The organism is Actinomyces gerencseriae DSM 6844, assembly GCF_000429265.1.
GTDB lineage: Bacteria > Actinomycetota > Actinomycetes > Actinomycetales > Actinomycetaceae > Actinomyces > Actinomyces gerencseriae.
In genome coordinates, this window is sequence record NZ_AUBN01000010.1 from 1 (window position 1) to 11,707 (window position 11,707).

Sequence of the window (11,707 nt, forward strand, 5' to 3'; positions counted from 1 at the left end):
CGTTGGCGGACTGCAGGGCCAGGACGCCGACCTGGGGGCCGTTGCCGTGGGTGATGACCAGCTCGTGGTCGGCGGCCAGTGCGGCCAGCTGGGCGGCGGCGGTCTGGACGTTGCGGATCTGGGTGTCGGCGTCGGGCTTGTCGCCGCGGCGCAGCAGGGCGTTGCCGCCCAGGGCTGCCACGATTCTCATCGGGCGTCCTCCTCGCGGTTCTCCCGGTCGGCGCCGGTGGTGCCGGCGCTGGTGCCGGTGGTGGTGGGGTAGGGGGGATCGGCCAGGGTGGCGACCATGACGGCCTTGATGGTGTGCATGCGGTTCTCGGCCTGGTCGAAGGCGGCGTTGGTGCTGGTCTCGAAGACGTCGTCGGTGACCTCCAGGCCGTTCATGCCGGTCTTGTCGTAGATGTCCTGGCCCACGGTGGTGGCCCGGTCGTGGAAGGCGGGCAGGCAGTGGAGGAACTTCACGTCGGGGTTGGCGGTGGCCTTCACCAGGGAGGCGTTGACCTGGTAGGGGCGCAGCAGGGCGATGCGGGAGTCCCAGGCCTCCTTGGGCTCGCCCATGGAGACCCACACGTCGGTGTACAGGAAGTCGGCTCCGCGCACGCCGGTGGCGGGGTCGTCGGTGATGGTGATGCGGGCTCCGCTGGTCTTGGCCAGCGTGTGGGCCTGGGCGACGACCTCGGGAGGCGTCTGCAGCTCGGCCGGCCCCACCATGCGCACGTCCATGCCCATCAGGGCGCCGGCGATGAGCAGGGAGTTGGCCACGTTGTTGCGGGCGTCGCCCAGGTAGGCCAAGGAGATCTCGTTCAGGGGGCGGCCGGCGTGCTCGATCATGGTCAGCTGGTCGGCGAGCATCTGGGTGGGGTGCCACTGGTCGGTCAGGCCGTTCCACACCGGCACGCCCGACAGGTCGGCCAGGGCCCGGACGTGCTCCTGCTCCTTGCCGCGGAACTCGATGCCGTCGTAGAAGCGGCCCAGCACCCGGGCGGTGTCGGCCACCGACTCCTTGTGGCCCAGCTGGGAGCCGGCGGGGTCCAGGTAGGTCACCCGGGCTCCCTGGTCGTAGGCGGCGACCTCGAAGGAGCAGCGCGTGCGCGTGGAGGTCTTCTCGAAGATCAGCGCGATATTGCGTCCCTGCAGGCACTGCACCTCGCGGCCCGCTTTCTTGTCGGCTTTCAACCGCGCCGCCAGATCCAGCAGGGACTCCCACTCCCGGGCACTGAAGTCCAGCTCCCGCAGGAAACTACGACCCAACAACGACACGCACATGAAGAACTCCTCGAAAACCAGTGAAACAGACGAACAGACGACAAAACCAACAACGAGCGACGACGAACGACGACCACTCAGTAGACAACCGCATCACGATCAACAGGACACGTCATGCAGTGCGGGCCGCCCCGACCGCGACCCAGTTCCGAGCCGGGCACCGTGAGGACCTCGATGCCGTTGTCGGCCAGAAAGCGGTTGGTGCTGACATTGCGCTCGTAGGTCACGACGACCCCGGGGGCGATGGCGAGGGTGTTGCTGCCGTCGTCCCACTGCTCGCGCGCGGCGGAGCGGGAGTCCTGCGGCGCGGTGAGAACGGTGATCTCGTCCACCCCCATGCCCCGGGCGATCGTGCGGTACATCTCCTCGGGGGCCCTCCGCTCCACGACGATGGAGCCGGGCTCGTCACCCGGGGTCAGCACGAGGGTCGGGCGCAGTCCCAGGTTGGCGTACACGGTGAAGGTGGCGCGGTCGACCATGGTCATCACGGTATCCAGGTGCATCTGCGCACGGGCCTTGCCGATCTCCACGGCGATCACCCGCTCGACCCGGCCGCTGGCGAACAGTCTGGAGGCGAGGCGCTCGAGACCCTGGGGCGAGGTCCTCTCCGAGACTCCGACCAGGACGGAGCCGTTGCCGATGACCTCGACGTCGCCGCCCTCAACGGTGGCCGTGCCGGCCGCCAGTCCTTCGCACCAGAACGGGAAGTCCTGCTCGGCGAACATCGGGTGCCAGGTGTAGACGAGCTGGTAGTTCAGCGTCTCGCGGCGCCTGGCCTCCATGCGCATGGAGTTGATGGAGACTCCGCCGTAGATCCAGCACGAGGTGTCGCGGGTGAAGAGATGGTTGGGCAGCGGGCCGAGGAGAAGGTCCTCGTCCTCCATGGAGGACAGGACCAGGGAGTCGCGCGGGGAGACTCGCTCGATGAGCTCTCCCTTGGTGATCCCCGCGATGAGGAGCTCGGCGAGCTCCGCCGCCGGCATCGCCTCGGCCATCTCGTGAAGCTGGCCGACGATACCCGGGCCGTGGCTGTTCTCGGTGAAGGCGTGATCCAGAGCGAGGGCGCGAGCCTCGGGGCTCTTCAGGGCCTCGGCGAGGAGATCCGCGAAGTAGAGGACCTCGACGCCCCTGTCGGTGAGGATCTTCGCGAAATGGTCATGCTCCTCCTGGGCGCGCTCCAGCCAAAGAACGTCGTCGAACAGGAGGTCGTCCTTGTTCTGGGGCGTGAGCCGGAGCATCTCGGCTCCGGGACGGTGCAGGATGACCTGCCGGAGCACCCCGATCTCGGAATCGACGGACAGTGCCATGACTCCCTCTCTGGCACGTCTCTGTGCCGTGGAATCGCGTGGAATCGTGTGGAATGCTGATGACGAATGCAGTGCTGCGGATCACATCCGCGCTTGAGTGGTACAAGCGTACTACTCCAGGTCGGGGCGGGGAAGCGGCTCCTGCGATTCGGCTCATCTTTGTCGCGAACCTCAGTCCTCATGCAAGCGCGAGACGACGGGTGCGACCGTATTTTCACCTCAGATGCAACTATTTATGGAGGCTTAGGGAGAGGCGGTCCGCAACGAGGGCGATGCTGCCGGATTGTGAGATCCGACGACCGGGGGCTTGATGGAGGGGCCCGCGGTGGGCGTGCCCGCAAGATGAACTGGTACGTGCGCACCACAGGTCGGCGCGCGAGCGCGGGGCGACGGCGTCTCCATCTCGGGGTGCGCGCTCGTCCCAGGAGGCGCGATGCCGGGCGCCGTCCCATCCGGCGCCGAGAACCTGCGCGCCGCTCCGACCGGGGCGAGTCCCCGCCGCCGCGGGACCGGGAGCCCGTGCCCCTAGACTGGCGCTCATGCGCGTCCTTTTCGCCGGCACCCCCGAGGCTGCCCTGCCGACCCTTCAGTCCCTCATGAACGACTCCGAGCACGAGGTCGTCGGCGTTCTCACCCGTGCCGATTCCCGCAGGGGTCGCGGACGCGTCCTCCGCCCCTCGCCGGTGGCGGCCCTCGCCCGCCGGGCCGCTGTCGACGTGCGCACCCCCGCCGGCCTTCGGGATGAGGGCACCGGGGCGTGGGTGCGCTCCCTGAAGGCCGACGTCGCCGTCGTCGTCGCCTATGGGCGCCTCGTCCCGCCCGCGCTCCTGGACGCGCCCGAGCACGGCTGGCTCAACCTCCATTTCTCGCTCCTGCCGGCCTGGCGCGGCGCCGCTCCCGTTCAGCACGCCCTCATGGCCGGGGACGCCGTCACCGGTGCCTGCGTCTTCCGCCTCGAGGAGGGCCTGGACACCGGTCCGATCTACGCACGGCTGACCGAGACGATTCGCCCGACCGATACCGCGGGGGACCTCCTGACGCGCCTCGCCGACGCCGGAGCGCCTCTGGTCCTCGACGTCCTGCGCTCCCTGGCCCGCGGTGCCGCGACTCCTGAGCCGCAGGGGGATGAGGGCGTCACTCTCGCCCCTGCGCTCGCGCCTGCGGACGGCGAGATCCGATGGACCGATCCCGCCCCCCTCATCGAGCGCCGCGTGCGCGGGGTGACACCCGCCCCGGGCGCCCGCACCCTCTACGAGGGAGTCCGCCTACGACTCGGACCGGTCGAGCTCGTCCCCGAGGTCGACGACCTCCCGCCCGGGTGGATCCGGGTCGCCAGGCACGAGGTGCTCGCCGGCACCGGCAGCTGCGCCGTGCGACTGGGGGAGGTGGCCCCCGCCGGGAGGAAGTGGATGATGGCCGATGCCTGGGCGCGCGGCGCCCGCCCGCCGGCGGACGCCGTCCTCGGCGAGCAGGGGGAGGGGCTCTGATGGCGGGGCGCCCGGGATATCGCGGGGGCGCTGGTCATCACGACCGCCGTTTCTCCCGTCATCGGGATGATCGGCGCGGTGACGGGCGGGGCGAGCGGCGCGGTGACCATCACGGTGACGCTCGGCTCATCAGTCTTCAGGTCCTCACCAAGGTCCGCGACGATGACGCCTATGCCAACCTGGTGCTGCCCGGACTCCTGGAGGAGGCGGGCCTTTCACGGCGGGACGCGGGTTTCGCCACGGCCCTGACGTACGGAGCCCTGCGACTCCGGGGCCGCTACGATGCGATCGTCGCGCACTGCGTGGACCGGCCCCTGTCCCGGGTGGACGGCGTCGTGCTCGACCTCCTCAGGCTGGGAGCCCATCAGCTGCTCGGCATGCGCGTACCGAGCCACGCCGCGGTCTCGGCCACCGTGGATCTGGCGGTGCATTCCGCCGGACGCGGTGCGGCGACCTTCGTCAACGCCGTCCTGCGCCGCGTGTCCGAGCGCGACCTCGATGCCTGGCTGGCCGTGCTACGGGCCGAGGCGCCGGACGCGGCGTCGGCGCTGGCCGCTGTCGAGTCCCACCCGAGATGGATGGTCAAGGCCATGCGCCAGGCACTGCTCGCGAGTGGCCGGTCGGAGGAGGAGCTGGAGGCGCTGCTGCGGGCCGACAACACCGAGCCGGAGGTGGTGCTGTGCGCCCGCCCGGGGCTCGTCGCCCCCGAGCGCCTCGCCGAGGAGGCGCGGGCCGTCGCCCATCAGGAGCCGCGCCCCGGCGACGTGAGTCCCTGCGCCGTTGTTCTGGCCGGGGGGGACCCCGGTCGGATCCGCGCCGTGCGCGACTCGCGGGCGGGCGTCGAGGACGAGGCCAGCCAGCTGGTCGCCCTCATGCTCGCCGATGCCCCCCTGGAGGGACGGGACGAGCGCTGGCTCGACCTGTGCGCGGGGCCGGGCGGCAAGGCCGCGCTGCTCGGCGCCCGTGCGGCTCAGTGCGGCGCCCGGCTGGTGGCCAACGAGGTCGCCCCGCATCGTGCACGACTGGTCGAGGCGTCCGTGCGGGCCCTGCCCCCGGATGCGGTCGAGGTCCGCTGCGGCGACGGCCGGCTCCTCGGCCGGAGCGAGCCGGGCCGTTACGACCGGGTCCTCGTGGACGCCCCCTGTTCGGGCCTCGGATCCTTGCGTCGTCGCCCCGAGGCCCGGTGGCGGCGCAGCCCCAGGGACGTCGCCGAGCTCGCCTCCCTGCAGCGCGAGCTGCTCGCCGGTGCGCTGACGGCGGTGCGACCCGGAGGCGTGGTGGCGTACGCGACCTGCTCGCCCCACGTCCTGGAGACCGAGTACGCCGTGCGCGACGCGGTCAAGAAGCTTCGCGGGGATGGCGTTCGGGTCGAGGTCCTCCGCGCCGGCGATATCGCCGGCGGCATCGCTCCGCGCCCACTCGCCGGCGCCGACCGGGAGATGCTCCAGCTGTGGCCGCACCTGGAGGGAACCGATGCCATGTTCTGCGCGCTGCTGCGGCGAACGATCTGAGTCTTCGCGACATCGTCAACGTATTATCCGCTCCGAGGAGACAGCCATGACCGGCCCCGCCATCCACCCCTCCATCCTCAATGCCGACCAGGCGCACCTGGCCGACGAGCTCGTGCGCGTCGCCGGCGCGGACGGGCTGCACGTCGATGTCATGGACAATCACTTCGTGCCCAACCACTTCGGCGGGCCCTCCCTCGTGCAGACCGTCGTGGCGAACACGGACCTGCCCGTGGACGCCCATCTCATGATCGAGCAGGCCGACCGCTGGGCGCCCCGGTACGCCGAGGCGGGGTGCGCAGTGGTGACCGCCCACATCGAGGCGACGACGGCGCCCTTCCGCCTCGTCGAGGAGCTGCATCGTCTCGGGGCGGGCGCCGGCATCGCGTTGCGTCCGACCACGCCCCTGTCGATGATCGAGCACCTTCTGGGGGAGATCGATCTCCTGCTGCTCATGACCGTCGAGCCCGGCTTCGGCGGGCAGTCCTTCATCGAGGCCATGCTGCCCAAGATCACCCGGGCCCGGCGCCTGGTGAGCGCGGCGGGCCTGGAGTTGCGCATCCAGGTCGACGGCGGCGTCACAGCGCAGACGATCGAGCGGGCCGCCGAGGCCGGAGCCGACGTCTTCGTCGCCGGCTCCGCCGTGTACCGGGCCGACGACGCCCTGGCCGCCGTCACCGAGCTGCGCGCCCTCGCAGCGGCGCATTCCCGCTGACGGCTGCCGACTGCTCGGCCGCGTCGCCCCCCGCTTCTCCCCATCCTCCTCCCCGCCTCCCGTTCGTCGCTCGGACGGCTCCCGCGATGCGGGTGGCGCCCGCCGGCCTCATCCGCGAGGGGACGGGGACGGCGTTGGTTTCTGCTGGTTCAGAAGCGCCCTGGCCTCCTTGTCGGTGAGGTCGTGGTGGTAGAACAGGGAGTAGAACTCCTCGGTCCTGGCCACCATGTCGTAGTCGAATGTCTCCGGGTGGAGGATGGAGCCGAGCCACTGAACGCCGAGGAGGCGGTTGGGCCCCGGTGGACGGTCGATCCAGCTGTAGGGCTCGCCGGGCGCCGTGTAGCAGCGGCCGTTCGTCACCGCGTCGAGCGCGGTCCACGAGGCGTCGTGCTCGATCGTCGAGCCGATCGAATCGGGGGCGAGGACGATGGCGTCCGGATTCCAGGCGCGAATCTGCTCCAGCGAGACCGTGCCGCCGTCCCTCTGCGCCCGGACGGCGGCGTCGTCCGCGACGAGCGCGGCACCCGCCATCTCGAAGACCTGGGAGTGGACGGAGCCCGCAGTCGTCGTCGAGAGGCCGTCCTCGCCCTCGCCGTAGTAGACGTGCGGCCTCCGGTCCTGAGGGATGGCGGCCGCCTTGGCCCGGACGTCATCGAGGATGGTGTCGGCATAGGCGCCCATCTGATCGCCCAGGTCCGTCTTGCCCAGCGCACGACCGAGAAGGCGGAAGGCATCGCCGGAGGCACTCAGTGAGCCGTCGATGACGATGACGGGGATGCCGAGCTCCTCCTGGAGGGCGTCGAGCTGCGAGGCGCGCTCCTCGTCCCACTGCCCGACGTCCACCACCACCTGAGCGCCGGAGGCGAGGAGCGCCTCCCTGCTGAAGTCGCCGGAGCCCCCGTCGAGCCTCCCGTACTCCGGCAGGTCGACATACCTCTGATCGATGTACGCCGAGGCGGCATCGTCTGGCGCGGAGGACCAGCCGACGAGCTCATCGGGAGCCATGGCGTAGAGCATGGCGTCGGCCGACGGATTGGCGGAGGCGATTCGGGTGATCTGGTCGGGGAGTTCCACCCGGCGGCCGGCGGAGTCGGTGAAGGCGGTGGTCCGGGCCGGGGACGCGCTCGCATCGGCGGCGGGCCCATCGACGGTCGCGGTGCGGGCGCACCCCGCCAGGGCCGGCATCAGGGCCAGTACCGGAGCCAGTATCCGTACCAGTATTCGTACCAGCACGGCCCTCGTCATCGGGGCGAGCGGCCCTCTCATCCTCGTTGCCGTGGATGCCATGGACGGTGCGGGCATGATCACTCCTTAGGACCCGGGCGGTCGACGGGACGGCGACCGTCGTTCCCGCGAGCGGTCCCATGAACCAGTATGCAGCACGTCGGCATGTCTCCGGCCTCCCCGGCCCCGTCGGGGCGAGGCCCCGGGTCCCTGGAGCGATGGGTCCGTCGTGACGGGCGCGATGAGCCCGGTGACGCGATGCGGGCCTCCCCGCGGATTCCTGGGGACCCAATGGGCTTCGTCTCGTCCCTGGCATACGGGGCGCGTGATGACAACACTTCCCGACGCCGGCGCCCCTTGCTCCAACGTAATCGCACGTCTTTGTGAGATCTTCACAATGCTGCGATGGTGGTTCGGCGTCATACCGTGGCTCAGTGGATCGTTCACGCCGATCCTCTTGTAGGAACAGGCGATCCACCCCAGTGGGGGAATGCCTCCCCCGCCCACGACACATGAGCGCGTGGTCTCAGTGCGATATCCGCTGCCCCACCCGGGTCCGCGGCTCGCGCGAACGGCCGCCCGACGCGAGGAGCATTTTTGGTGACCAGCCGGACACTCGACCGCATCCTCATCGCCAACCGCGGTGAGATCGCCCTGCGCGTGGTGCGCACCGTCCGGGATCTGGGGGGCGCGTCCATCCTCCCCTACACCCCCGAGGATCTTCTGAGCCCGGCCGCCGAGCTCGCCGACGAGGCCCGCGCGCTGCCCGAGGGCTCCTCGTACACCGACGCCGAGGCCGTTCTGGCCATGGCCCGGGCAACCGGTGCCGACGCCGTGCACCCCGGATACGGCTTCCTGTCCGAGAACGACGCCTTCGCCCAGGCGGTCGCGGATGCCGGCATCGTCTGGGTGGGCCCCTCGCCGTCGGCCATGCGGGCGCTGGGAGACAAGATGAGCGCTCGAGCCACCGCCGAGCGCGCCGGAGTCGATCCCGTCCCCGGGATCACCGAGTCGGTCGCCGATGCCGAGACCGTCATCTCATTCGCGGACGCCCACGGCTACCCCGTGGCCCTCAAACGGACCGACGGCGGCGGGGGCCGGGGCATCACCGTGCTGAGATCGGACGAGGACGTCCGCGCCACGCCGGCCTTCGAGGCCGCCGCTGCCGGCGGCGGCACGCTGATTCTCGAGAAGTTCGTCACTGCCGCACGGCACGTGGAGACCCAGTGCGCCCGCGACGGGCACGGCGCGTTCGCCGTCGTGTCCACCCGGGATTGCAGTCTGCAGCGCCGCAACCAGAAGCTTCTCGAAGAGGCCCCCGCCCCCTACCTGCCCGAGGGCGTTCACGATCGGCTCGTCGAGGCCTCCCGGCGTCTGCTCGAGACCGTCGATTACGTCGGGGTCGCGACCTGCGAGTTCCTGCTGACCCCGGGCGGGGACCTGTGGTTCCTGGAGGTGAACCCCCGTCTCCAGGTCGAGCACTGCGTCTCGGAGGAGGTCACCGGCGTCGACCTGGTCGAGCTCCAGCTGCGCATCGCCGCCGGTGGTCGTCTGGGTCCGATCCCCGAGCCGCGCGGTCACTCCGTCGAGCTGCGCATTACCTGCGAGGACCCGGCTCGCGGCCTGGCCCCGTCCACCGGTGCCATCACCCGCCTGCGCTGGCCCGCCGGGCCCGGCATCCGCATCGAGTCCGGCGTCGTCGAGGGCGACGTCGTCACCCCCATGTTCGACCCCATGCTCGCCAAGATCGTGGTCACCGGCGCCACTCGCGACCAGGCCATCCGTCGCGCGCGGCGAGCCCTGGGAGAGACGATCGTCGAGGGCGTCACCGTGTGCACCGCCCTGCACGAGCACGTCCTGAGCCGCCCCGAGCTGACCGTTCCCACCGCTGATGGGCTGCTCGGCGTGACCACGCGCTGGCTCGAGACCGACGTCCTGCCCGGACTCGCCGACCCCGCGTCCGAACGGACCGAGCGGGCGGGGGGCGACCCGGTTCCGGAGAACCGGCGCACGCGCTCCTCCTACGTCATCGAGCTCAACGGCCGGCGCATGCAGCTCACGATCCCCGACGGCATCCTGGGCGGGCACGGGCCCCGCCTCGGCGTGGGGTATCCGGGTGCGCCGAGCCGGCGCCGGACGCAGCAGCCGCTCCGCGGGCGCCCGAGCGCCCGCCCCGGAGCGCACGGGGCCGCCGAATCGACCGCCGCCGACCCCTCCGTCATCCCCGCGCCCATGCAGGCGATCGTCACCCGCATCTGCGTCGAACCGGGCCAGCGGGTCCGCGCCGGCGAGCTGCTCGTCGTCCTGGAGTCGATGAAGATGGAGAACTACGTCCACGCCCCCGCTGACGCAACGGTCGCGGAGATCCCCGTCAGCGCCGGACGCACCGTCACCGCGGGCGAGGTCCTCGTGCGCATGAGAAGCGTCTCCGAGCGGGCGGCCGAGCCCGTCGATGCACCCGCTTCCCCGATCCAGCACCCGACCCAGCAGGAGGCCTGAGCCGTGACCGACACCTTCTCCGGGACCACCGCGTCCGCTCCCGGCGAGCCCCCCGCCGGCACCGCGTCCGAGGACGACTCGCGGACCCGCACCATCGCGGACTCCGCGGCCACGACGGCCTTCCGCGAGCACATCGCACGAGTGGACACCGAGGCCGAGGACCGCGCCGTCGCCCGCCAGCACGCCAAGGGCAAGCAGACCGCGCGCGAGCGCATCGACGCGCTGCTGGACGCCGATACCTTCCTCGAGATCGGTCGCTACACCGGCTCCGGCGCCGGAGCCGGGGCCCGGCCCTCGGGCGTCGTCACCGGGTTCGGGCAGATCGACGGGCGCCAGGTGGCCGTCTACTCCCAGGACTTCTCCGTCTCGGGCGGGGCGCTGGGCACCATCGAGGGCGACAAGATCGTCCGGCTGCTCGACGACGCCCTGCGCCTGCGCATCCCCGTGATCGGCCTGATCGACTCCGGCGGCGCCAAGATCCAGGAGGGCGTGGGGGCGCTGCGCCAGTACGGGCGCATCTTCAACCGCACCTGCGCCGCCTCCGGGCTGGTGCCCCAGATCAGCGTCATCCTCGGCCCCTGCGCCGGTGGCGCGGTCTACAGCCCCGCGTTGACGGACTTCGTCATCGCCACCCGCGAGGCCTCCCACATGTTCGTCACCGGCCCCGATGTCGTGCGCGCCGTCACGGGGGAGAGCATCAGCGCCGAGGAGCTCGGCGGCGCCCGCATCCACGGCAGGGTCTCGGGCGTCGTGCACTACGTCGCCGAGGACGAGGGGGACGCCCTGGAGCAGGTTCGCACCATCCTGGCCTACCTGCCCTCCTCGGCGGACCAGGACGCCCCGCGCTACGACTACGACACGACCGCTCGCACCACCGATGCCGTGACCGCCGCCGATGTCGGTGCGCTGGTCCCGGCCTCCTCCCGTCAGGCCTACGACGTCGCCGATGTGGTCGCCGCCCTGGTCGACCACGGCGAGCTCGTCCAGGTCCAGGAGGTCTTCGCCCCCAACGTCGTCATCGGCTTCGCCTGCTTCGAGGGCACGCCGGTGGGCATCGTGGCGAACCAGCCGCTTCACGACGCGGGCACGCTGGATGTGGACGCCTCGGAGAAGCTGGCCCGCTTCGTGCGCTTCTGCGACGCCTTCGGACTGCCGGTGGTCACCTTCGTCGATGTGCCCGGCTACCGGCCGGGGGCGCAGCAGGAGCACGCCGGTATCATCCGCCGCGGGGCCAAGGTCATCAACGCCTACGCCACCGCCACAGTCCCGCTGGTGACCGTCATCCTGCGCAAGGCCTACGGCGGCGCCTACATCGTCATGGGGTCCAAGGCCATCGGGGCCGATCTCAACTTCTGCTGGCCGGGCGCCGAGATCGCCGTTCTGGGCGCCGCCGGAGCGGTGGGGATCATCCACCGTCGCGACCTGAAGGCCGTGCGCGACGAGCACGGTGACCAGGCCGCGGAGGCCGAGCGGGAACGTCTCATCGGGGAGTACACCGAGGCGGTCATCAATCCCGACAAGGCCGTGGCCATCGGGGAGATCGACGCGGTGATAGCCCCGGAGGACACCCGCACCGTCATCGTCGACTCCCTGGCCGCCCTGGCGGACAAGCGCGACTCGCGCCACACACCCACCAAGAAGCACGACAACGTCCCCCTGTGAGGCATCGCATGACCGAACGCTCCGCCTCGCCGGCCACCG

9 protein-coding genes are annotated in these 11,707 nt (G+C 71.1%); 5 read left to right on the top strand and 4 right to left on the bottom strand.

The window, feature by feature from the left end; all coding sequences use genetic code 11:
- The 3 genes from G448_RS15020 to G448_RS0104210 form a co-directional block, all read right to left on the bottom strand.
- Window positions 1–190, bottom strand: a 190-nt coding sequence (locus G448_RS15020) for an amino acid kinase family protein (RefSeq protein WP_026408564.1), incomplete at its 3' end; no start/stop codon positions are given.
- Window positions 187–1,266, bottom strand: coding sequence for an ornithine carbamoyltransferase (gene argF / locus G448_RS15025; RefSeq protein WP_084436318.1), 1,080 nt, complete (start codon window positions 1,264–1,266; stop codon window positions 187–189). The genes G448_RS15020 and argF, both read right to left, overlap by 4 nt.
- Before the next feature lie 77 nt (window positions 1,267–1,343).
- The gene (locus G448_RS0104210; RefSeq protein WP_026406976.1) at window positions 1,344–2,573 is read right to left on the bottom strand and encodes an arginine deiminase; all 1,230 of its coding nucleotides are present in this window, start codon (window positions 2,571–2,573) and stop codon (window positions 1,344–1,346) included.
- Window positions 2,574–3,112: 539 nt separating this feature from the next.
- On the opposite strand from G448_RS0104210, the gene fmt reads away from it, so the two are divergent.
- The 3 genes from fmt to rpe all read left to right on the top strand — a co-directional run bounded on the left by fmt (window position 3,113) and on the right by rpe (window position 6,283).
- Entirely contained in the window at window positions 3,113–4,060 is a 948-nt protein-coding gene (gene fmt / locus G448_RS0104215; protein WP_026406977.1) for a methionyl-tRNA formyltransferase, read from the top strand.
- Between the two features lie 128 nt (window positions 4,061–4,188).
- Window positions 4,189–5,571: an RsmB/NOP family class I SAM-dependent RNA methyltransferase gene (locus G448_RS0104220; protein ID WP_026406978.1), complete on the top strand. Its 1,383-nt coding sequence runs from the start codon at window positions 4,189–4,191 to the stop codon at window positions 5,569–5,571.
- 46 nt (window positions 5,572–5,617) lie between these two features.
- Window positions 5,618–6,283, top strand: a complete 666-nt coding sequence (gene rpe / locus G448_RS0104225) for a ribulose-phosphate 3-epimerase (RefSeq protein ID WP_026406979.1) — start codon at window positions 5,618–5,620, stop codon at window positions 6,281–6,283.
- Between the two features lie 108 nt (window positions 6,284–6,391).
- Here the strand turns inward: rpe and G448_RS15030 are convergent, their stop codons facing one another.
- Window positions 6,392–7,585 carry an ABC transporter substrate-binding protein gene (locus G448_RS15030; protein WP_084436319.1) on the bottom strand — a complete coding sequence of 398 codons (1,194 nt, stop codon included), beginning with the start codon at window positions 7,583–7,585 and terminating at the stop codon, window positions 6,392–6,394.
- A gap of 522 nt (window positions 7,586–8,107) precedes the next feature.
- Here G448_RS15030 and G448_RS0104235 point away from each other — a divergent pair.
- Together G448_RS0104235 and G448_RS0104240 are read left to right on the top strand one after the other, a co-directional pair.
- Window positions 8,108–10,006 carry an ATP-binding protein gene (locus tag G448_RS0104235; RefSeq protein WP_026406980.1) on the top strand — a complete coding sequence of 633 codons (1,899 nt, stop codon included), beginning with the start codon at window positions 8,108–8,110 and terminating at the stop codon, window positions 10,004–10,006.
- 93 nt (window positions 10,007–10,099) lie between these two features.
- On the top strand, window positions 10,100–11,668 hold the full coding sequence (locus G448_RS0104240) for an acyl-CoA carboxylase subunit beta (RefSeq protein WP_156910924.1): 1,569 nt from the start codon (window positions 10,100–10,102) through the stop codon (window positions 11,666–11,668).
- Window positions 11,669–11,707 lie beyond the last annotated feature (39 nt).